Source organism: Polaromonas sp. AER18D-145 (assembly GCF_002379095.1).
In the GTDB taxonomy this organism is placed as follows: domain Bacteria; phylum Pseudomonadota; class Gammaproteobacteria; order Burkholderiales; family Burkholderiaceae_C; genus Polaromonas.
On sequence record NZ_NBZV01000016.1, the window covers coordinates 59,785 to 81,906 of the forward strand.

The 22,122-nt window shown below is 64.2% G+C and carries 20 protein-coding genes; 8 read left to right on the forward strand and 12 right to left on the reverse strand.

Annotated features, from left to right (window positions below):
* Positions 1-20: 20 nt before the first annotated feature.
* The 3 genes from B7G52_RS10290 to B7G52_RS10300 are packed head-to-tail and all read right to left on the reverse strand — an operon-like array spanning position 21 to position 2,598.
* The gene (locus B7G52_RS10290; protein WP_096697514.1) at positions 21-821 is read right to left on the reverse strand and encodes a crotonase/enoyl-CoA hydratase family protein; all 801 of its coding nucleotides are present in this window, start codon (positions 819-821) and stop codon (positions 21-23) included.
* Positions 818-1,207: a hypothetical protein gene (locus B7G52_RS10295; RefSeq protein WP_096697515.1), complete on the reverse strand. Its 390-nt coding sequence runs from the start codon at positions 1,205-1,207 to the stop codon at positions 818-820. Before B7G52_RS10295 ends, B7G52_RS10290 begins: the two co-directional genes overlap by 4 nt.
* Complete coding sequence (locus B7G52_RS10300; protein WP_096697516.1) at positions 1,204-2,598, reverse strand: acyclic terpene utilization AtuA family protein; 1,395 nt, start codon at positions 2,596-2,598, stop codon at positions 1,204-1,206. The genes B7G52_RS10295 and B7G52_RS10300 overlap by 4 nt, the downstream gene beginning before the upstream one ends.
* Before the next feature lie 126 nt (positions 2,599-2,724).
* Here B7G52_RS10300 and B7G52_RS10305 point away from each other — a divergent pair, with 126 nt between their 5' ends.
* The 7 genes from B7G52_RS10305 (at position 2,725) to B7G52_RS10335 (ending at position 10,941) form a co-directional block, all read left to right on the forward strand.
* Positions 2,725-3,600 (forward strand): branched-chain amino acid ABC transporter permease, encoded by an 876-nt coding sequence (locus tag B7G52_RS10305; protein ID WP_096664264.1) that lies wholly within the window; start codon positions 2,725-2,727, stop codon positions 3,598-3,600.
* 71 nt (positions 3,601-3,671) lie between these two features.
* Complete coding sequence (locus B7G52_RS10310) at positions 3,672-4,748, forward strand: branched-chain amino acid ABC transporter permease (protein ID WP_096697517.1); 1,077 nt, start codon at positions 3,672-3,674, stop codon at positions 4,746-4,748.
* Positions 4,745-5,578 (forward strand): ABC transporter ATP-binding protein, encoded by an 834-nt coding sequence (locus B7G52_RS10315; protein WP_096697518.1) that lies wholly within the window; start codon positions 4,745-4,747, stop codon positions 5,576-5,578. Before B7G52_RS10310 ends, B7G52_RS10315 begins: the two co-directional genes overlap by 4 nt.
* Complete coding sequence (locus tag B7G52_RS10320; protein ID WP_096664254.1) at positions 5,575-6,372, forward strand: ABC transporter ATP-binding protein; 798 nt, start codon at positions 5,575-5,577, stop codon at positions 6,370-6,372. The genes B7G52_RS10315 and B7G52_RS10320 overlap by 4 nt, the downstream gene beginning before the upstream one ends.
* A 139-nt stretch (positions 6,373-6,511) precedes the next feature.
* A complete protein-coding gene (locus B7G52_RS10325) occupies positions 6,512-8,368 on the forward strand; it encodes a long-chain fatty acid--CoA ligase (protein WP_096697519.1) in 1,857 nt (618 codons plus the stop codon).
* A 161-nt stretch (positions 8,369-8,529) separates the two neighbouring features.
* A complete protein-coding gene (locus B7G52_RS10330) occupies positions 8,530-9,690 on the forward strand; it encodes an ABC transporter substrate-binding protein (protein WP_096697520.1) in 1,161 nt (386 codons plus the stop codon).
* Between the two features lie 93 nt (positions 9,691-9,783).
* The gene (locus B7G52_RS10335) at positions 9,784-10,941 is read left to right on the forward strand and encodes an ABC transporter substrate-binding protein (RefSeq protein ID WP_096697539.1); all 1,158 of its coding nucleotides are present in this window, start codon (positions 9,784-9,786) and stop codon (positions 10,939-10,941) included.
* A gap of 44 nt (positions 10,942-10,985) precedes the next feature.
* Here the strand turns inward: B7G52_RS10335 and B7G52_RS10340 are convergent, their stop codons facing one another.
* The 8 genes from B7G52_RS10340 to B7G52_RS10375 all read right to left on the reverse strand — a co-directional run bounded on the left by B7G52_RS10340 (position 10,986) and on the right by B7G52_RS10375 (position 20,016).
* Positions 10,986-11,477, reverse strand: coding sequence for a thioesterase family protein (locus B7G52_RS10340; RefSeq protein ID WP_096697521.1), 492 nt, complete (start codon positions 11,475-11,477; stop codon positions 10,986-10,988).
* Entirely contained in the window at positions 11,474-12,634 is a 1,161-nt protein-coding gene (locus B7G52_RS10345; protein WP_096697522.1) for an acyl-CoA dehydrogenase family protein, read from the reverse strand. Before B7G52_RS10345 ends, B7G52_RS10340 begins: the two co-directional genes overlap by 4 nt.
* On the reverse strand, positions 12,631-14,577 hold the full coding sequence (locus B7G52_RS10350) for a biotin carboxylase N-terminal domain-containing protein (protein ID WP_240523389.1): 1,947 nt from the start codon (positions 14,575-14,577) through the stop codon (positions 12,631-12,633). Before B7G52_RS10350 ends, B7G52_RS10345 begins: the two co-directional genes overlap by 4 nt.
* Positions 14,574-15,362, reverse strand: coding sequence for an enoyl-CoA hydratase/isomerase family protein (locus tag B7G52_RS10355; protein ID WP_096697541.1), 789 nt, complete (start codon positions 15,360-15,362; stop codon positions 14,574-14,576). Before B7G52_RS10355 ends, B7G52_RS10350 begins: the two co-directional genes overlap by 4 nt.
* Positions 15,363-15,376: 14 nt before the next feature.
* A complete protein-coding gene (locus tag B7G52_RS10360) occupies positions 15,377-16,558 on the reverse strand; it encodes an acyl-CoA dehydrogenase family protein (protein WP_096697523.1) in 1,182 nt (393 codons plus the stop codon).
* Positions 16,559-16,658: 100 nt separating this feature from the next.
* Positions 16,659-18,239, reverse strand: a complete 1,581-nt coding sequence (locus B7G52_RS10365; protein WP_205853047.1) for a carboxyl transferase domain-containing protein — start codon at positions 18,237-18,239, stop codon at positions 16,659-16,661.
* 68 nt (positions 18,240-18,307) lie between these two features.
* Complete coding sequence (locus tag B7G52_RS10370) at positions 18,308-19,294, reverse strand: SDR family oxidoreductase (RefSeq protein ID WP_096697525.1); 987 nt, start codon at positions 19,292-19,294, stop codon at positions 18,308-18,310.
* The gene (locus B7G52_RS10375; RefSeq protein ID WP_096697526.1) at positions 19,291-20,016 is read right to left on the reverse strand and encodes a TetR/AcrR family transcriptional regulator; all 726 of its coding nucleotides are present in this window, start codon (positions 20,014-20,016) and stop codon (positions 19,291-19,293) included. The genes B7G52_RS10370 and B7G52_RS10375 overlap by 4 nt, the downstream gene beginning before the upstream one ends.
* A 132-nt stretch (positions 20,017-20,148) precedes the next feature.
* Here B7G52_RS10375 and B7G52_RS10380 point away from each other — a divergent pair, with 132 nt between their 5' ends.
* Positions 20,149-20,754, forward strand: coding sequence for a hypothetical protein (locus tag B7G52_RS10380; protein WP_096697527.1), 606 nt, complete (start codon positions 20,149-20,151; stop codon positions 20,752-20,754).
* A gap of 10 nt (positions 20,755-20,764) precedes the next feature.
* Here B7G52_RS10380 and B7G52_RS10385 read toward each other — a convergent pair whose 3' ends face one another.
* Positions 20,765-22,048: an RNA polymerase sigma factor gene (locus B7G52_RS10385; protein ID WP_096697528.1), complete on the reverse strand. Its 1,284-nt coding sequence runs from the start codon at positions 22,046-22,048 to the stop codon at positions 20,765-20,767.
* Positions 22,049-22,122: the final 74 nt, after the last annotated feature.

Below are 22,122 nucleotides of genomic sequence, written 5' to 3' on the forward strand. Positions count from 1 at the left end.
GCCAGAGGCCAATTTCCTCATTAAAACTTGCCATGCCGCCCCTGGCCGCCGGCAAAACGGGCCGCGCCCTGCAGGCCTTCGCCGATACACTGCCTGCCGCGGTCCCACTCCTGTTTGAGCGCCTGTGGCAAGGGCAGGTCCCACTGCGCATAGGCACTCAGGCGGTCGGCCCGCAGGGTCTTCTGCGGAAAGGCCGCAAGTTGCCGCGCCAGCACCAGTGCCGCCTCGCGCGCCGTGCCGGTGGACACCACCCGGTTGCACAAACCCATCTGCAGCGCTTCAGCCGCCTCGACCTTGCGCCCGGTCAGGATCAGGTCCATGGCATGGCCCATGCCGACCAGGCGCGGCAGGCGCACCGTGCCGCCGTCGATCAGCGGCACGCCGAAACGGCGGCAATACACGCCGAAATAGGCATCCTCTTCCATCACCCGCATGTCGCACCAGAGCGCCAGTTCCATGCCGCCGGCGACGGCCGCGCCGCTGACCGCGGCAATCACCGGCTTGGACAGCAGCAGGCGCGACGGACCCATGGGGCCCGCCGGGTGGCTGTCTTCCGGCTGAAAGTCCAGCCCGGCAAACACGCCAGCGTCGCCGTCCCCGGCTTCGCGCAGCATCTTCGCGCCTGACTGCAAATCCCAACCCGCACAGAAGTGACCGTGCGCGCCGTGGAACACCGCGACCTTCGCGCTGTCGTCGCTGTCAAAGGCCAGGAAAGCCTCGTACAAGGCACGCGCATGGTCAGTGTCCACCGCATTGCGCACATCGGGGCGGTCCAGGGTGACGACCGTCACGTCGCCGTCCTTTTCAATATGTACCGTCACTTTTGGTCTCCCCACCAGCCGACGCGCGGCGCCGCCAGGCATAACGCCAGTTCGTCGGCGGTCAGGTTGATGTCCATGCGCAGCAGCGCCGCCGCCATGGACTTGCCGAGGTTGTCCAGCCGCAGGTTGCGCGCGCCGCCGCCCTGCAGCGCGTCGTGCAGCACCAGCTTGATCGCCAGGATGTTGGGCAGGGTCCAGCACTCGACTCGGCCCGGCAGCCAGGGCGAGAAATGCGCCGCCACACGCTGCGCCGTGACCTCGCGCGCCAGCACTGCGTAGCCCGCTTCGTTCCAGGCAAACAGGCCAAAGTCCACCCAGTCGGCCTTGTCACCGCTGCGTGCATGGGCCAGCCGGACGAGCTGGATTTTTTGCGTCGGTGTTTTCATGTCTGCAGCAGCTCCACGCGGGTGTTGGGCTCGACCAGGCTGCGATCGATCAGGGCCGGCCAGATGCCCAGCAACTCACTGGTGTTGTGCAGGCCGTGAAAGCCGCAGGTGTAGGCCGGACCGCTGAGTCCCATCCACGGGAACAGCCGGCCGAAACCGTCGGCGGCCTTTTTGTCGCGCGTGCGCAGCACCATGCGCACCCAGACTTCGTTGAGCCCGGCCAGCGCCTGTGCATCGGGTAGGGGCGCCAGCGCACCGTGCGCCGAATTCAAACCCGGGAACTCGACAAACAGCGCCTCGTGCGGCACGCCCTTGTCGGCCAGCTGGGTCTTGACCATCTCCACTGCCGCCAGCGCCTTGTCATAGGCATCAGGCCAGCTGAAGCCCCAGGTCACCTCGGCCTTGAAGCCGTCGCGGTAGCCACCGACCACCTTGAGCTGGCCGGTGCGTGGCTGGCCGGTGGCACCGGTCATGCGCACCCGGTCCTGGCCCAGGTCCTCAAGCCGGACGGTCGACAGGTCCAGCACCACGTCCGGCGAAAAATACTGGTGCGGGTTGTGCACTTCATACAGCAGTTGCTGGCGCACGGTGTCGAAGTTGATGCGCCCGCCCGTGCCCGGCGCTTTCATGATCACCGCGTCGCCGTCTTCACCGACCTCGGCGATCGGGTAGCCGATGTGGGCCAGGTCGGGAATGGCTTTCCAGGCTTCGGCGCTGCCGAAGTTGCCGCCGCTGCCCTGGCCCGAACACTCGAGCAGGTGCCCGACCGCGAGGCCTTGCGCCAGCCGGTTCAGGTCGGCCGGTGTCGCCGTGTCTGCTGCATCGCCGAGATTCCAGTTGAACTCGTGCACCAGCGGCCCCAGAAACAGGGCGGCATCGGCGACGCGGCCGGTGATCACGATGTCCGCGCCCTGCTGCAGCGCAGAAACAATCGGCCGCGCACCAAGGTAGGCGTTGGCAAACACCATGCGCTCACGCACGGTATCGAACGGGGCGCCGCTGAACATGTGCGCCGGCGCCAGCCCACTGACCTGCTGCAACACCTCGTCACCTGTCACCACGGCGACGCGGGCCTGCCAGCCCCTGGCCGCAAAAGCAGCCTGGACGGCGGCCGCGGCACCGGCCGGATTGAGCCCGCCGGCATTGCACACGAAGCGGACGTTGCGCTGCTTCATGGCCGGCCACAAACGCATGAGCATGGGCACCACGTCCCTGGCGTAGCCCAGGGCCGGATCGCGCTGCAGGTCCTTCTGCAAAATGGCCAGCGTCAGCTCCGCCAGATGATCGCTGGCGATGTAGTGCACCCCCCCGTGTTCAATGCTTGCGAGCACCGGTTCCCACGCATCTCCGTAGAAACCCAACCCGGCACCAATCCGGATTGATTTTTTCATTGAATGCAGCTCATGATCAATGCAACGAGGGTTTAACCGGATCACAAATCCGCCGTCCCCTTGCCTTTCCGGTGGTAAATTATTTTTACAAAGCAAATGCTTTGTAAAAATTATTGTGGAGCAAAAGTGCAGTTATTGCAATTAATCATCAGCGGCATCGCGCAAGGCTGCATCTACGGGCTCATCGCCCTGGGTTTTGTCCTGATTTACAAGGCCACCGAAACCGTGAGCTTCGCCCAGGGCGAGCTCATGATGCTGGGCGCCTTTGGCGGACTGGCCTGCATGACCATGCTCGGCTTCCCGTTCTGGCTGGCCATCCTCAGCGCCATTGCCGGCATGGCCCTGTTCGGCGTGCTGCTGGAGCGGCTGGTGATACGGCCCATCCTGGGCCAGCCGGCTTTTTCGATCGTGATGCTGACCATCGGTGTCGGCTACGTGGCGCGCGGCCTGATCACCATGATTCCCGGCATAGGCACGGAGACCCACACCCTGCCCGTGCCCTACAAGGACCAGATCTGGAACGTCGGCGCCCTGGTCCTCAATGTCGAACAGATGGCCGTGATCGGCAGCACCGCGGTGCTCTGCCTGGCACTGTTTGCGCTCTTCAAGTACAGCAAGCTGGGCATCGCCATGCAGGCCTCCTCGCAAAACCAGCTGGCAGCGTATTACATGGGCATCCCGGTCAAGCGGCTCAATGGCCTGGTGTGGGGCCTGGCCGCAGCCGTGGCGGCCATCGCCGGACTGTTGCTGGCGCCCATTACTTTTGTGCACGCCAACATGGGCTTCATCGGCCTCAAGGCTTTTCCCGCGGCGGTGGTTGGCGGCTTCGGCAGCCTGCCCGGCGCTATCGTCGGTGGCCTGATCATCGGCATCGTCGAATCGCTGGCCGGCTTTTATGCGCCGGACGGCATCAAGGACATCGCGGCCTATGTGGTGGTGCTGATCATGCTGATGGTCAAGCCCAATGGTTTGTTTGGCGAAAAACTCAGGAAAAAAGTTTAGCCACGGCGCCTTCGCCGGACGCTTCCCCTGCCGTGCCATCTTCTCCCGAATAGAAATACAAACATACCAACATGCGATTCATCTTCAAGACCGACTACGGGCAGGACATCAAGCTTGCCAAGCACGGCGGCCATATCTTCTGGTACAGCCTGCTGCTGCTGCTGCTGCTGGCCGCGCCGTGGCTGTTTGCCGAGTACTGGCTGGCCCAGCTGACCTTCATCCTGATCTACGCCATCGCCGGCCTGGGCCTGATGCTGCTGGCCGGGTTCACGGGGCTGTTTTCGCTGGGCCATGCGGCCTTTCTCGGGGTCGGCGCCTACACCCAGGCAGTCATGACCAACGCCGGCGTGCCCTTTCCCATCGCGCTGGCCTGCGCGGCCGGCCTGTCGGCCGCGGTGGGGCTGGTCGTCGGCTTGCCAGCGCTGCGCGTCAAGGGCATTTACCTGGGCATCGCCACCCTGTCCTTCGGTTTCATCGTCGAGGAAGTGTTTGCGCGCTGGGAGTCCGTCACCGGCGGCAATGCGGGCATCCACATCAAGGCGCCGGACATGTTCGGCTGGAAACTGGGCAGCGGCGAGGCCTTTTATTTTCTCTGCCTGCTGATCGCCATTGGCGCCACGCTGGGCATCCTCAACCTGCTGCGTTCGCCGACCGGCCGCGCCTTTGTGGCCATCCGCGACTCGGAGATCTCCGCACAAAGCATGGGCATTCACCTGGCCCGCTACAAGACGCTGTCGTTTGCGCTGTCCGCCGGACTCGCCGGCATCGCCGGTGCCCTGTACGCGCACAAGCTGCAGTTCATCTCGCCCGACCAGTTCAACATCCTGCAGTCGATCGACCTGCTTTTGATGATCGTGGTCGGTGGCCTGGGCTCGGTGCACGGGGCTTTCCTGGGCGCCGTCTTCCTGATCTCCATGCCGCAGGCCATTGCGATGGTCAAGGACTACCTGCCGGCCTTCATCGGCCAGGCCCCTGGCCTGCAAGGCCTGGTCTACGGCCTGGTGCTGATTGGTTTTGTGCTGTTTGAACCGCTGGGGCTGTACGGGCGCTGGCTCAAGATACGCACCTACCTGCAGACCTTTCCGTTCTACCGCAAGGGCATGTTCAAACGGCAGAAGTCCTTCCAGAAATCCGACAGGTTGAAATGATGAGTGAAATCCTTCTGTCAGCCAAAAACCTCAGCGTCCGCTTCGGCGGGGTACTGGCCGTGAACAATGTCAGCTTCGATGTCCGGCAGGGCGAGGTGTTCACGCTGATCGGCCCCAACGGAGCCGGCAAGACCACCGTGTTCAACCTGATCAGCCGCATCTACACACCGACCTCGGGCGACATTGACTTCATGGGCACCAAGCTGACCAACCAGCCGCCGCACAGGATCGCCGCGCTGGGCATCGCCCGCACCTTCCAGAACATCGAGCTGTTCGAACACGCGACGGTGCTGCACAACCTGCTGATCGGCCGGCACACCCACCGGCAGACCGGCCTGTGGAGTGAAATTTTCTTCACGAAGAAAACGCGCGAGGCCGAAATCCAGGCGCGGGAAAAGGCCGAGCAGATCATCGACCTGCTGGACCTGCAGCACCACCGCGACTCCTTTGTGGCCGGCCTGCCCTATGGCGTGCGCAAGGTGGTGGAGCTGGCCCGGGCACTGTGCACCGAACCCAAACTGCTGCTGCTGGACGAACCGTCCTCGGGGCTCAACGTGGAAGAAACCGACGACATGGCCTTCTGGATCCAGGACATCAAGAACGAGCTGGGCGTGACCGTGCTGATGGTGGAACACGACATGACCCTGGTCTCCAAGGTGTCCGACCGCGTGCTGGCCATGAACCAGGGCGAAGTGCTGGCCATGGGCACCCCGCGTGAAGTCCAGACCGATCCTGGCGTGATCGAGGCCTATCTCGGTTCCATCGACGACGTGTCCTCGCTGCGCCGGCAACACAAGGCTGTCGATTTGCACACGGAGGCCCGCTCATGAGCGCCGTGCCACCCCCTGTGAGCGACCAGCCCGTGCTCAAGCTGCTCAACGTCGAGAGCTCCTACGGACCGATCAAGGCCATACGCGGTGTCAGCCTGCAGGTGCGCCGCGGCGAAATCGCCACCGTGCTGGGCTCGAACGGCGCCGGCAAGACCACCATCCTGAAAACCATCTCCGGCATCATCGACCCGCGCAAGGGGTCGATCGAGTTCAAGGGCGGCAACATCACGGCGCAGGACCCGGCCTACATCGTCCAGCAGGGCCTGAGCCATGTGCCGGAGGGCCGGGAGGTGTTTCCGCTGCTCAGCGTGCGCGACAACCTGCTGATGGGCGCCTACACCCGCAAGGACCGCGACGGGGTGGCCAGGGACATCGAGCTGGTGTTCGGCTATTTCCCCATCCTGCGTGAGCGTGCCCTGCAGGACGCCGGCCTGCTCTCCGGCGGCCAGCAGCAGATGCTGTCGATCTCACGCGCGCTGATGGCTTCGCCCGACCTGATCCTGCTCGACGAGCCCAGCCTGGGCCTCTCCCCCAAGCTGACGAAAGAAATCTTCGAAATCGTGGTGCGCATCAACCGCGAACGCGGTACCACCATCTTGCTGGTAGAGCAAAACGCCAACATGGCCCTGAATGCCTCCGACTACGGCTACGTGCTGGAAAACGGCCGTATCGTGATGGAAGACACCTGTGCCCGGCTACGGGAAAAGGAAGACATCAAGGAGTTCTACCTGGGCATGAAGGAAGACGGTGTGCGCAGCGAGCGCCGCTGGAAAAAGAAGAAAACATGGCGGTGAAGACGATGCATCCCAGAGCCAATTTCACCTGCTTGTGTCATTGCGGACTGGATCCGCAATCCATGTCCCCTGAACCACATTTGCACGCGCAGCATGGATCCCGGATCAGGTCCGGGATGACAGCCGTGTGGAGAAACGTATGAGCAACCTTTGGGATCTCTCCCACATCCAGCCCGAAACCCGCGTGGTGCTTGAGGGTGAAACCATTCCAGCAATGTTCTGGAACGGCGTCGCCCAACGCCAGGACAAGGTCTGGATGCGGCAGAAAAAACTCGGCATCTGGCGCAGCTGGACCTGGAACCAGACCGGCGAGGCCGTGCGCGAGCTCGCAGGCGGCCTGATGAGCCTGGGTTTTGCACCCGGTGAATGCGCGTCCATCCTCTCGAACACGGTCATCGAATGGGTGCTGGCCGACCTCGCCGTGCTCAGCTGCGGCGGTGTGGCCAACGGCATTTACCCGACGGACGCCGCCTCGCAGGTGCACTACCTGTGTGAAGACTCGCGCACCACCCTGCTGTTTGTCGAAGACGATGAACAACTGGACAAGGCCCTGGAAGTACGCAGCGCCCTGCCCGGCCTGCGCAAGATTGTGGTGTTTGACATGGAGGGCCTGCGCGACCTCGATGAGCCCGAGGTGATCAGCCTGGCGGCCCTGCGCGAGCTGGGGCGCAGCTACCTCGCCGCGCACCCCGGTGCGGTCGAGGCGCGTGTCAAGGCCTGCCGGCCCGAAGACCTGGCCATCCTCGTCTACACCTCGGGCACCACAGGCAAACCCAAAGGTGCCATGCACAACCACCGGGGCCTGGTGTTCACGGCACGCGGTTACAACACCCTGGTGGCGCAGGACGAAAACGACGAACGCATGTGTTTTCTGCCGCTGTGTCACATCGCCGAGCGCATGGGCGGCGAATACTTCGCGATGTACACCGGCGCCAAGCTCAACTTTGTCGAGAATCCCGAGACCATTCCCGAGAACGTGCGCGAAATCGCGCCCACCGTGTTCACCGCCGTGCCCCGCGTCTGGGAAAAGTTCTATTCGGGCGTGATGATTGCGCTCAAGGAAGCCAGCCGCTTGCAGCAGGCGGCTTATGCCTGGGGCATAGGCGTGGGCACCGAGATCGCCGACAGGGTGATGGCCGGCCAGCCCGTCAGCAACTGGCTCAAGCTCAAATTCACAATTGCCCGCTGGGTGGCGCTGGACAATGCGCGCAAGCTGATTGGCATTCACCGTGCGCGCTTTTGCGTGACGGGCGCGGCGCCGATCTCGCCGGAACTGGTCAAGTGGTACATGGCGCTCGGTGTGCCCATGCTGGAGGTCTGGGGCATGACCGAGACCTGCGGTGCCTCGACCGGGGTTCCGGCCAGCCGCATCAAGCCGGGCTCGATCGGCCCGGCCGCGGGCTTCAACGAGGTCAGACTCGACCCCGCCACCGGCGAAATCCTGGTGCGCGGCACCAACGTGTTCATGGGCTACCTGAACCTGCCGGAGAAAACCGCCGAAACCATCGACGCTGACGGCTGGCTGCACACCGGCGACGTCGGTGTCATGGACGAGGACGGCTTTTTCCGCATCACCGACCGCATGAAAGACATCATCATCACGGCCGGCGGCAAAAACGTGACGCCCAGCGAGCTTGAAAACGAGCTGAAATTTTCACCCTACATCACCGATGCGGTGGTCATTGGCGACAAGCGGCCTTACCTCACGGCCATCGTCATGATCGACCAGGAAAACGTCGAGAAATATGCACAGGACCACGACGTTCCCTTCAGCAACTACCTGAGCCTGACGCGTTCGTCCGAGGTCCAGGAACTGATCCAGTCCGAAATCGACCGCGTCAACAAGAAGTTTGCGCGGGTTGAACAGATCAAGAAGTTCTTCCTGCTTGAAACGCAGCTGACGGCCGAAGACGAGGAACTGACCCCGACGATGAAACTCAAGCGCAAGCTGGTCGAGAAGAAATATGCCGAACAGATCGAGGCGATGTACCGGTGAGGCCCCTGGGTTGCCGACCTTTTTTTTGTTTAAGTAGTTTCCCTTGCGTACTTACGCCAGCTTGACTTTCACGGGTTGGCGTCAAGAATGAAGCGATGTGCACACGCCGATTGCCGGCAAGCTGTGCCCCCCATGACCCCCCTCATCACAGGAGCCCCTCGATGAAATTTGGATCCACCCTGGCCTTGGCCGTATTGGCACTCAGTGCCGGCTCTTCCATGGCCCAGCAGGGCGTGAGCAAGACTGAAATCGTGATCGGCACCATCCAGGATTTGTCGGGTCCGCTGGCAGGTTATGGCAAACAGGCGCGCAACGGTATGCAGTTGCGCGTGAACGAAATCAACGAGCAGGGCGGCGTGCAAGGGCGCAAGCTCAAACTGCTGACCGAGGACTCCGGCTACGACCCCAAGAAGGCGGTTCTGGCGGCCCAGAAGCTGGTGAACCAGGACAAGATTTTCATCATGGCCGGTCACCTCGGGACGGCTCAGAACAACGCGGCCATGCCGGTCCAGTTCGAGAAAAACGTCATCAATTTCATGCCGCTCACCGCGGCGCGCGAGATGTATGAGCCGACCCACCGGCTGAAGTACGCCTTACTGAGCTCCTACTACGACCAGATGCGCACCACCCTGCCCAGGATGGTCAAGGACAAGAACGCCAAGAAGGTATGCGCGATTTACCAGGACGACGAGTTCGGCCTGGAGGTCCTGCGCGGTGCGGAGGCCGGCCTCAAGTCCATCTCGATGGAAATGACCGAAAAAACCTCGTTCAAGCGGGGTGCCACGGACTTCTCGTCCCAGGTGGCCAAGATGAAGGCCTCGGGCTGCGACCTGGTGGTGCTCGGTACCATCATCCGCGAAACCATTGGCACCATCGCCGAATCCCGCAAGAACGGCTTCAACCCCGTGTTTTTCGGCTCGGTCGCGGCCTACACCGACCTGATCCACAAACTCGGCGGCAAGGCCATGGACGGCATGTACGCCACCATGTCGGTGCAGAACCCCTACACCGACGAAGCGTCGCAACCAATCCGCTTCTGGGCCAACAAGTACAAGACCAAGTTCAACGAAGATCCCACCGTCTTCTCGGCCTATGGTTACACCATGATTGACATCCTGATCCAGGCGGCGCAAAAGGCCGGCCCCACACTCACTACGGACAGTTTCGTCAAGGCCATGGACACCATGACCATTCCACCCGATATTTTTGGGGCACCCCAACTGACGTATACCGCCAGGCAACGCCTGGGCAGCGACCTGTCGCGCCTGTCGCAAATTCAGGATGGCAAGTGGAAGGTGGTTTCGGAATACGTCAAACCCTAGCTTTGCGGCAACCGGCCAGGCTTGGAAGCCTGTCCGGCCTGCACCCCGGTTCCAGTGTCAGCTGTTTCCCCCCATTACAAATGGAGATCAATGATGAAATTCAAAGCAACTGTGGTACTTTCCGCCCTGGCCCTGGCAAGTACACTTGCCGGCGCCCAGCAAGGCGTGAGCAAAACCGAGATCACCCTGGGTTCCATCCAGGATTTGTCGGGGCCCATCGCGGGTTTTGGCAAGCAGGCGCGCCTGGGCATGCTGCTGCGTGTTGACGAGATCAACGAGCAGGGCGGCATCAATGGCCGCAAGCTCAAACTCATTGTGGAAGACTCGGCCTACGACCCCAAAAAAGCCGTGCTGGCCGCGCAGAAGCTGGTCAACCAGGACAAGATCTTCATGATGGTGGGCCACATCGGCACAGCGCAGAATCTGGCCGCCATGCCGGTCCAGTTTGACAAGAACGTGATCAACTTCTTCCCGATCACCGCAGCGCGCGAAATGTACGAGCCCTTCCACAAGCTCAAGTATTCGTTTGCAGCCACCTACTACGACCAGATGCGCAATGCTGCGCCCAAACTGGCCAAGGAAAAGGGCGCCAAGAAGGTCTGCACGATGTACCAGGACGACGAATTTGGCCTGGAGGTGATGCGAGGCGCGGAAGCCGGCCTCAAGACCATAGGCCTGGAGTTCGCCGAGAAGACGTCCTACAAGCGCGGGGCGACCGATTTTTCGTCGCAGGTAGCCAAGATGAAAGCGGCCGGCTGCGAGATGGTCGTGCTCGGCACCATCATTCGTGAAACCATAGGCGGCATTGGTGAATCACGCAAAACCGGCTTCAGTCCGATCTTCCTGGGCTCCAGCGCCGCTTACACCGATCTGATCCACAAGCTGGGCGGCCCGGCCATGAACGGCCTCTACGCCACCATGACGGTGCAGAACCCCTACCTCGACGAAGCTTCGCAGCCCATCCGTTTCTGGGCCAACAAGTACAAGACCAAGTTCAATGAAGACCCCACCGTTTTCTCGGTCTATGGCTACAACATCATCGACATCTTTGCCAAGGCGGCGCAAAAGGCCGGTCCCAGCCTGACGACGGACAGTTTCATCAAGGTGATGGACACAATGACCATTCCACCCGACATGTTCGGCAGCGCACCGGGCAGCTATTCGCCCACCAAACGCCTGGGCAGCGATGCTTCGCGCCTGTCGCAAATCACCGACGGAAAATGGAAAGTGGTCTCCGACTACATCAAGTAAGCGGACTGCCTCTTTCGTCAAAAGCCGCCTTCGGGCGGCTTTTTTCATGACACGATGTAAGCACCCGCCCCGGTGGACAGCAGCTGGCCGTCGGCGCCGAGAAACTCCATGCGGGTGGACGCGACGCGTGAACCCAGGCGCAGGACCTCGGCGCGCAGTTCAAAAAACTCGCCGATGGCGGGCCGCAAATAGTCCACCCGTAAATCAATGGTGCCCAGTTTGGAGAAGCGGAGCATGCGCTGGGCCGGGGTTTCGTCCATGTGGCGTGCACCGATCGCCGCCATGATGGCCAGCCCCGCCATCGCGTCGAGCCCCGCGCTCACGACCCCGCCGTGAATGCGGTTGTAGGCATAGTGGCCCACCAGCGAAGGCCGCATGTCGATGCGGCCAACAACACCTTCGGGGCGGACCGACACCACCTTCAGGCCCAGGGCCTGGTTGAAGACAATTTTTTCTTCAAAAAGTGTTTTCAGGGCAGCGATGAACTCGGGCTCGAAGTCAACGGTGCCGGTTGGTGGTGGGGTGGTTCTGGTCATAGGCCCAATTGTCGTGCAGCAAGGTCCTTCATGATTTCCTCGGCGCCGCCGCCAATCATCATGACCTTGACCTCACGGTAGATGCGTTCGCTTTTGGTGCCGCGCATGAAGCCCATGCCGCCCAGGATCTGCACCGCCTGGTCGGCACAGAACTGCATGGTCTGCGTCGCATGGTTTTTCAGCATGCAGACATGGGCCACCCAGTCAGGGCCCTGGTCGCCGGCGTCGGCACGGTCGGCCACGGCATCGACCCAGGCCTGGGTGGAGGCGATGCGCATCTGCATGTCCACCAGCTTGTGGCGAATCACCTGCTTGTCGACCAGTGTGCTGCCGAAGGTCTTGCGCTGGCGCGCCCAGTCCAGCGCCTCGTCGTAACAGGCCTGGGCAAAACCCAGGGCCGCGGCCGACATCGCCATGCGCTCGCCGTTGAAGTTGCCCATGATGATTCTGAAACCACCGCCCTCCTCGCCCAGCAGATGACTGGCCGGCACACGCACGCCGTCAAAACGCAGCTGCGCGGTGTCGGAGCACCACCAGCCCATTTTTTCGAGCCGGGTCCGCGACAGGCCCGGGCTGTCGCCGGGCACGAGGATCATGGATATTCCGCCCGCACCCCTCGAGCCCGCTTCCCCGGTGCGCACCGCCACCGTGATGAAGTCCGCGCGCATGCCCGAGGTGATGAAAACCTTCTCCCCATCGATCACATAGTCGGCCCCGTCGCGCCGCGCCGTCGTGCGCAAGGCCGCCACATCGGAGCCGCCGCCGGGCTCGGTGATCGCCAGTGCCGCAATCTTCTCCCCACGCAGCACCGGCGGAATCACCGCCTGCTGCAGCGCCGCCAATCCATAAGCGAGCACCGGTGGCAGACCGATGTTGTGCGAAAACAGGCTGGCCAGCACACCGCCGCTGCCGCCATAGCGGCACAGCGCCAGCGTCATTGCGTTGCGCAGCCGCCAGGAGGCCGGGGTGCCGCCCAGTGCCTCGGGGTAACCCAGCGCCAGCAGGCCCAGCCCGGCCGCCTGGGGGTAGAGGGCACGCGGAAACTCGCCCGCGTCATCCCACTGGCTGACATGCGGTGCGATGCCGTTCTGCGCGAAACGCCGGACCGAGGCGGTGATGTCGGCCAGCATGTCGAGATCGCCGGAGGAAGTGTTCATGCTTCAAACCTCAACAAGACCTGGCCTGGCGCTGTCTGCTGGCCGGGCTCCACGGAAATGGCCGCGACCACCGCATCGCGCGTCGCGCAGACCGCATGTTCGAGTTTCATCGACTCGATGACCAGCAAGGTGTCGCCGCGCTTCACCGATGCGCCGGCGCTCACCTTGACCGCGATTACTTTTCCATTAAACGGCGCCCGGAGTTCCATGGCTTGGCTGCTGGAGGCGACTCCGGCCGCAGGCTCAAAACTCGCGTCCCTCAGCCAGACATCGGTGGCACCGACCTGCACATGCCAGCGCCCGTCGGCCACCCGGCAAGCCAACACCGTGCGACTCAGGCCGTCGAGCGTGACCCGCATCCGGCCGGCCCCGGCAGGCACACAGGCGGCCGCGTGCTGGTGCGCGCCCGACGAAACGTCCAGCCCGCCCGCGCCGGTTTCCGTTACGGTGATGGCCAGCACCTGCTCGCCATGCAGCACGCGCAAGGCCTTGCCGAACGGACAGGGCAAGGCCTGCGCAGCGCCGGCGCCGCCCTGGAAGGTCAGCCCCAGGGCGGCCGGCAACAACACCTGCGTTTGCTGGTCCCGCAAGGTCTTGCGGATATCGTCACCGTGTTCGGCCAGAAAGGGAATCAGCGCCTGGCCGGCGCGAAACACCGGGTGCGCCAGGCACGCCGCCAGAAAAGCGCGGTTGGTCGGCAGGCCCAGCACCTGCGTGCCGGCCAGCGCTGCCACCAGGCCGTCCATGGCCTCCGCCCGCGAGGCCCCATGCACGATCAGCTTGCCGAGCATGGAGTCGTAAAACGGCGTGACCTCGCCACCGGCCTGCAGCGCATGGTCAAACCGCGCGTGCGCAGGCTCAACAAAGTGCTGCACCCGCCCGGCATGCGGCGAAAAATCATCGTCTTCGGCACACAGACGCACCTCGATGGCGTGCCCGCGGAAAACCACGTCGTCCTGGCCCAGCGGCAAGGCCTCGCCCTGCGCCATGCGCAACTGCCACTCGACCAGGTCCAGGCCCGTCACCGCTTCGGTGACCGGGTGCTCGACCTGCAGCCGGGTGTTCATCTCCATGAGGAAAAAATCCCCGTTCTCGTCGAGCAAAAACTCCACCGTGCCGGCGCCCACGTAGCCGGCCGCCTGCGCCAGCGCCACCGCGCAGGCGCCCATGCGTTCACGCAACACAGGGTCCACCGCAGGACTCGGTGATTCTTCAATCAGTTTCTGGTGACGCCGCTGCACCGAACAGTCGCGCTCCCCCAGGTGAATGCACTGGCCATGCGCATCGGCAAACACCTGCACCTCGACATGGCGCGGCTGCAGGAGTGCGCGTTCGAGCAGCAACTCGTCACTGCCAAACGACGACAGCGCTTCGGAGCGCGCGCTGTGCAGGGCCGCCTGCAACAGGGACGGCTCCAGCACCAGACGCATGCCGCGGCCGCCGCCGCCTGCCGCGGCCTTGACCATCAGCGGGTAACCCAGCTTGTCCGCCTCGGCCATCAAACGCTGGTCGGACTGGTCCGGGCCCTGGTAGCCGCTCAGGCAGGGCACGTTTTGCTGCAGCGCCAGGTTCTTGGCGCTGGCCTTGTTGCCCAGCGCGCGAATCGCGGCCGGTGGCGGACCGACCCAGGTCAGGCCGGCATCGAGCACAGCCTGTGCGAACTCCGGGCTCTCACTCAGGAAGCCGTAGCCGGGATGCACCGCATCCGCGCCGGCCGTCTTCGCGGCGGCCAGCAGCTTGTCGATACGCAAATAGGAATCGGCCGACAGTGCGCCGCCCAGCGCCACCGCACTGCCGGCTTCCTGCACATGCAGGGCCTGCGCATCGGCGTCGGAATAGACGGCCACCGTGGCAATGCCCATGCGGTGCGCGGTGCGGATGATGCGGCGCGCGATTTCGCCGCGGTTGGCGATCAGCAGGCGGCGAATGGTTGTGGTGCTCATGCCGCCCACCCGGGCTTGCGCTTTTGCGCAAAGGCCGCGAGGCCTTCGGCGGCCTCGGGGCTGCGCAGGTTTGCTGCGAATTTGATAGCTGCCTGCTTAGGTAGATCAAGGGCTGGAGCCTGATTCAGCATGCAAAGCAAAGCCTTGGTATGGGCCACGGCGCCCGGGGCCGCCCGGCGCAGCGCGCTGATGCGACTGGCTACGGCGGCCGGCAGATCGTCAGCGACCTCGTCCACCAGACCTTGTGCCAGGGCTTGCTGTGCGGCAAGTTTTTCTCCGGACAGCATCAGCTGCCGCGCCAGCCGGTCGCCCAGGCGCCGGTGTACAAAAGGCGCAATCTGCGCAGGAACCACACCCAGCGTGACCTCGGGCGTGGCAAACACAGCGCGCGGACTGGCCAGCACGAAGTCACCGCAGCACACCAGCCCCAAGCCGCCGCCCATGGCCGGTCCATCCACCGCCACCAGCAGCATCTGCGGCAGCGCGCACAGGGCCTGCAGCAAATGGCCAAAGCCGGCGTTCATGGCCAGCAGCGGGTCGGTCTGCCCGGCTGGCAACGCCTGCCCTATCGCCTGGGCAAAACCGCCCAGACTGCCACCGGCGCAAAACGCGCCGGCGCTGCCTTGCAACACGACAAAGCGCAAGGCCCTGTCCTGCGCGGCGAGTGCGCAGGCTTGTGCCAGCGCGCTCACCACCTCGTCGGTCAGCGCATTGCGCGTGGCCGGGTCGTGCAGGGTCCAGTGTTCGACCTCACCCGAGCGGGTGATCTGCAGCTTGTCGCTCATGGCCGTGGTCATCCTCAGGCAGCGGGTTTTTTGCTGCTTTTGGCCAGGCCCATGTACTTGGCGATGATGCCCATCATGACTTCGTCGGCACCGCCGCCTATCGAAGCCAGCCGGCCGTCGCGGTACATGCGTGCCACCTTGTTCTCCCAGGTGAAGCCCATGCCGCCCCAGAACTGCAAACAGGTGTCGGGCACCAGGCGGTTCAGCCGCCCGGCCTTCAGCTTGGCCATGGAGGCCAGCTCGGTCACGTCCTGACCCTGCACATAAAGCTCACAGGCGCGGTAGGTCATGGCGCGCAGGCTCTCCACCTCGGTCTTCATCTCGGCCAGCTTGAACTGCACCCACTGCTGGTCGGCCAGCGTGGCGCCGAACAGTTTGCGTTCGTGCGCCCACTCCACCGTCCAGTCTATGCAGTTGGTGAGCGACTGGATGCAGCTGGCCGCGCACCAGAGCCGCTCTTCCTGGAACTGCATCATCTGGTACATGAAGCCCGAGCCTTCGGCGCCAATCAGGTAGCGCTGCGGCACCCGCACCTCGTCGAAATAAATCAGGCCGGTGTCGCTGGCATTCATGCCTATCTTCTTGATCTTCTTGCCGACTTCGATGCCCTGGCGCAGCTTGCCCTTCTCGCGCATGGGCACCATCACCAGGCTTTTATTCTTGTGCTGCGGGCCGTCGCCAGTGTTGACCAGCATGCACATCCAGTCAGCCTGCAGGCTGTTGGTGATCCACATCTTCTGGCCGCTGATCACATAGTCGCCGCCGTCCTTGCGCGCGTGGCTCTTGATGGACGCCACGTCGCTGCCGGCGCCCGGCTCGCTGACGCCTATGCAGCCGACCGTGTCGCCGGCAATCGCCGGGGCGAGGAACTCGCGCTTGAGCTCGTCGCTGCCAAACCGCGCCAGCGCGGGGGTGCACATGTCGGTCTGCACACCAATCGCCATCGGGATGCCGCCGCAGTCGATGTGGCCCAGTGCCTCGGCCATGGCGACGCCGTAGGAATAGTCGAGTCCTGCGCCGCCGAATTCCTCGGGCTTGGTCAGACCGAGCATGCCCAGATTGCCGAGTTTCTTGAAGACCTCATGGGCGGGGAAAATTTCAGCCGCTTCCCATTCGTCCACATGCGGGTTGATCTCGGCGTCGATAAATCGCTTGAGGGTCTTCTGGATTTCGAGGTGCTCGTGGGTGTATTGCATTTTTGTCTCCTGTTTTTTACCGTTCGGGCTGAGCTTGTCGAAGCCTTGTCGCGAGCCTTCCGGACCCCCTTCGACAAGCTCAGGGCGAACGGATTCCTGTTTACATCCTTGCAACTCCAAACTGCATGGGCCGCAACTGCCGGGCTTCCGCCTCGGCACACATGGCCAGGCACTGCGCCAGCACCGCGCGGGTATCGCGCGGATCAATGACACCGTCGTCGAGCAGCAGGCCCGAGGTGTAGAAAGCGTCGGCCTGCGCCTCGAACACGGCGACGATCTTGTCGAACTGGGCCTGCGACTGCGCCGCATCGACGGTGATGCCTTTGCGCAGCATCGCGGCCTCCGTCACGATCTGCATGGTGCGCGCCGCCTGCTCGCCACCCATGACCGCGGTTTTGGCACTGGGCCAGCTGAACAGGAAACGCGGCGCATAACCGCGGCCGCACATGCCGTAGTTGCCGGCACCAAACGAGGCGCCGCATTGGATCGTGATCTGCGGCACCGTGGCGTTGGTGACGGCCTGGATCATCTTGGAGCCGTGTTTGATCATGCCGCCCTGCTCGGCGTCCTTGCCGACCATGTAGCCGGTGGTGTTCTGCAGGTAGACGATGGGGTGGCCGAGCTGGCACATCAGCTGGATGAAATGGGTGGCCTTGTTGGCTCCCGCCACGTCGATGGGGCCGTTGTTGCTGATGATGCCCACCGCGTGACCGCCAATCGCCGCCTGCACACACACCGTGGCGGCGCCGTAGAGGGCCTTGAAGGGCAGGAAGTCCGAGCCATCGACCAGCCGCGCAATCACTTCATGCATGTCCACCGGCTGGCGCAGATCGCCGGCCATCAGCCCGAGCAGCTCATCGGCCGGGTACAGCGGCTCGTTTGCTCCTGAATCAATAGCTGCTTGCGCCCGTATCATATGGGCTGGAGGCCGATTTGACCATGCAGTCCGGGCCACGGCCTGGCGCGCCAGGCCCAGCGCCTGGCGGTCATCCTCGGCCAGCTGTTCACCGAGGCCCGACACGCTGGTATGCATCTCGGCGCCGCCCAGCTCCTCTTCGGTGGCCACCTCGCCGGTGGCCGCCATCAGCAGCGGCGGGCCAGCCAGAAAGGCGCGCGAGCGGTTGCGCACCATGATCACCACGTCCGAGAGGCCCGGCATGTAGGCCCCGCCCGCCGTGCCGGAGCCGTGCTGCACCGTGATGACCGGAATGCCCGCCGCCGACAGGCGCGCGAGGTTTCGGAACAGGGCGCCGCCCTGGACAAACCCCTCGACGCGGTAACGCATCAGGTTGGCGCCGGCGCTCTCCACCAGATGAATGAAAGGCAGCTTGTTCTGCAATGCGATCTCCTGCACCCGCAGGATTTTCTCCAGCCCCATGGCCTGGATGGCGCCGGCCTCGATGCCCGAGTCGCTGGCCACGACCATGCAGCGTGCGCCCTCGATGAACCCGATACCGGCCACAATACCACCGCCTGGAATCGAGAGCTCCGCATCCCGGTGATCCTGCATGAACCCCGCCAGCGAACACAAAGGCAGCCAGGGCGCGCCCGGGTCCAGCAGCAGGGCCACACGTTCACGCGGCAACAACTGGCCGCGCTTGTCAAACACAGGTCTGGATTTGGCTGAAGCCTGTGCGGCGCGAGCCTCCAGCGCACGCAGAGCTGCAATGCGCGCAAGCATGGCGTCGCTGCGCTGCAGGGCCTGCACGCCTTGCGTATTCCAGCTGGATGTGTAGGCCGTCACTGCCCTCACCCCTGCCCTCTCCCAGAGGGAGAGAGAGAGGGAGTAAGAGCCCCGACGCCAGTCCCCTCTCCCTCTGGGAGAGGGTTAGGGTGAGGGCTCTTCGCCTCTGGCTCCTGGAACACCTTGGGCGTCGTCGCCAGATGAAAACCGTCAAACGGCTTGACGGCAGCGCGCTGCTGCGCCTCGGCATCGGGCAGGCGCATCGGCCAGCCCATGCGCACCTGCGGGCGCGCGCCATCCACGCGCAACACGGTGCCGCTGATGAAGCTGGCCGCCGGGCTCAGCAAAAACACGATGGCGGCCGAGGTTTCCGCCTCGGTGCCAAAGCGGCCCAGCGGCACGGTGTTGCGCATCTCGCGCAACATGTCCCCGGCCTCGGGCGGGTAGTGGTCCATGCCGCTCGATGCGATGTAACCCGGTGCCACCGCGTTGATGCGCACGCCGCTGTGCGCCCACTCGGCGGCCGCGGTTTCGGTGAAGCTGACCATGCCGGCGCGCGCCGCACCGCTGTGGCCCATGGAGGGCATGGAGCCCCAGATGTCGGCCACGATATTGACGATGCTGCCGCCGTGCTCCGCCATGGCCTGCAGGTAACACTCGCGTGCCATCAGGAAGCCGCCCGTCAGGTTGGTGTTGATGACCGCTTCCCAGCCCTTGGCGCTGATGCTTTCCAGCGGCGCGATGTACTGCCCGCCTGCGTTGTTGACCAGGGCGTCGATGCGGCCCCGCGCGATCACAATCGCCGCGACGGTGACCTTCACCGCCTCTTCCTGGCGGATGTCGCAGGGGTGGAAACTGGCGCGGCCGCCGGCGGCCACAATCTCGCCGGCCACCTCGTGCAGCTTGTCGATCTTGCGGCCGATCAGCACGACATGCGCGCCCAGGGCTGCCAGCTCATGTGCCGTGCAGCGGCCGATGCCGGAGCCGCCGCCGGTGACCACCACCACCTTGCCGGCAAACAGGCCGGCGCTGAAAACGGATCGGTAAGTCATGCTCGGGGTTTCCTTGTGGCGGGCGTCCGGTTTTCGCCGATGAACAGCGCCATGGCCGCGTCGGCCAGCTCATCGAGCGACGCCCCTTTTTTTGCGTCAAACCACTGCGCCGACCAGTTCAGCGCCCCAAAAATCAGCAGCCGCGCCAGCTTCACCGGGGCTTGCAGCCGGCCCTGGTCGCTCAGGGCCTGGAGCACCGGCCCCCAGACCGATTCGTAGTCGCCCTGCAGCCTGGCCAGCGATGCGCGCTGCCTGGCCGTGATGGAACGCGACTCGTACAGCATTACGGGAATGAAATCGCTGCCCGGGCCCAGCAGCACGTCGAAATGATTGCGGATCAACACGCGCAGCAAAGCCGCCGCGTCGGGTGCGGACGGCGCCGCCGCCTCCAGCGCCGCCGCCTGCCGGGCCATGGCCGAACGCATGCCCTCTTCCATCACGGCATAAAGCAGCGCACCCTTGCTTTTGAAATGGTAGAAAGGCGAGCCGCTGTGCATGCCCACGGCTGCGGCGATATCGCGCGTGCTGGTGCCGTCAAACCCCTTGCGGCGAAACAGCCGCGCGGCGGTGTTGACCAGTTCCACCCGCCGGTTGCCGTCGTCGCGTTCGCCGGGCGTCTTGCGCGGCCGGCCGCGCGGCCGCTTTTCAGCGGCTGCGACAACAGCAACAGGCGGGGCCAGGGCGCGGCCGGCAGGGCGGGTGCGCGCAGGTTTTTTGTCCATGGAAGCAGACCATAACAAAAGCCGTTATTTTTAGCAAGCGCTTGCTTTGTAAAAATAGACACGGGCTGCGACACGGCCCCGGAACCCCAGCTGACTACACTGGGGGCTTCCCAAAACAAAACCGAAGCATTGATGGACCTCTTCTTTCTGGCGCTGATGGTCGCCGCCGGCGCTTATGCGCTCAAATCTGGCTACGAACGCAAGCGCATCGCCCTGCTGGGCAGCCATCTCGGCCAGTACCAGATCGAAAAACTCATGGAAAGCCTGACAGAGGGCTACATGCGCGCGCTTCGCGAGGACGATCCGGAGCGCCGCGCAAGCATCTGGAACCTGTTGACGAGCACCGAAACCAAGCTGTGCGAGCAGTTCAACAACTTCGTGGCCGGGTTCTCCCGGGTGGAAGGCGCCGCGGCACGCGTGAGCAGGCTTCCCCTGCCCCTGCCTTACGCCGACAAGCTCTTTCCGGCGGCGACATTCGACCTGCGCCAGGTCCTGCTGGTGCATGCCGAAGGAATCACGCGCGCCGCGAAAAACAAGCCCGAACAATCGCCCAAAACCAAGGCCTTCACCCTGTCCGCCGAGGTTTTCCTGATGCAGCACACCTGCCACTGGTTCTGCAAGTCCAAGGCCGTCGCCTCTGCCCGGCTGCTGGTCCGCCACAAGACGTCTTATGAGCAGGTGCTGGCGTCGGTCGCACCAGAAACGCGCCGAGCCTACCTCGCGCTGATCGGCCCTTGAATCGATGCAATCAGGGGAGCAGCCCCTGCGCACGCTCGAGCAGCAATTCGCGCTCACGCAGATTGCCCGCCAGCGCCGCGGCGCGTTCAAACTCATGGCGCGCCTCGTCGTTGCGGCCCAGCCTGGCGAGCAGGTCGCCGCGCACGCTGGGTAGCCACTGGTAATTCTGCAGGGCTTTGTCGCCGCGCAGCGCATCGATGATGGCCAGCCCGGCCGCCGGTCCGAAGGCCATGCTGACCGCCACGGCGCGGTTGAGCTCCACCACCGGCGATGGTGCGGTTTGTGCCAGCGCGTCGTACAGGGCGGCAATACGCACCCAGTCAGTCTCCCCCGAGGTTGGCGCACGGGCATGGCAGGCGGCAATGGCGGCCTGCAGCGCATACGGCCCCATGGCGCGGGCCGATGACTCGGCCAGCGCCATGGCCATGTCGAGCGCGGCCAGCCCCCTGCGGATCAGGAGATGGTCCCAGCGCGTCCGGTTCTGGTCGGCCAGCAGTATCGGCCGGCCGGCCGCATCCACCCGGGCGGCCATGCGCGAGGCTTGCAGCTCCATCAGTGCCAGCAGGCCCTGCACCTCGGACTCGTCCGCTGCCAGGCCGGCCAGCATGCGGCCCAGGCGCAGCGCTTCATCCGTCAGCGCGGGTCGCATCCAGTGGTCGCCGGCGGTGGCGGTGTAGCCCTCGTTGAACAGCAGGTAGACCACCTCCAGCACCGAGGCCAGGCGTGCACCCAATTCATCGCCGCGCGGGACTTCGAACGGCACGCGCGCCTCGGCCAGGGTGCGCTTGGCGCGCACGATACGCTGGGCCAGCGTGGGCTCGGGCACCAGGACAGCGCGGGCGATTTCATGGGTGGTCAGGCCGCCCAGCAGCTTGAGCGTCAGCGCCAGCCGCGCTTCGGTGGACAGCACCGGGTGGCAGGCGGTGAAGATCAGGCGCAGCAGGTCATCGCCGATCTCGTCCTGTCGGGCCGCGTCAAGCGCGTCCACGAAATCGGGCACGACCAGCGCCTCCTGCGCCTCCAGCGCATGGCCGAGCTGCTCCAGCTTTTCGCCCTGCATCTTCTGGTGCCGCAGGTGGTCCAGCGCGCGGTTTTTGGCCACCCGCATCAGCCAGGCGCCGGGATTGTCCGGCACACCCTTGCCGGGCCAGCTTTCCAGCGCGGCAACCAGCGCGTCCTGCGCGAGTTCCTCGGCCAGCCCGATCTCGCGCACCATGCGCGCCACCGCTGCCACGATTTTCGCGGACTCGATGCGCCAGACGGCTGAAATCGCCTCATGGGTGGAGGAATGCATGAATCAATGGTACCGGCATGCCTCGTTCCCTAATCGCAAGGGGCGGGGAATGACAAGCAGTCAGTGAGCGTTGG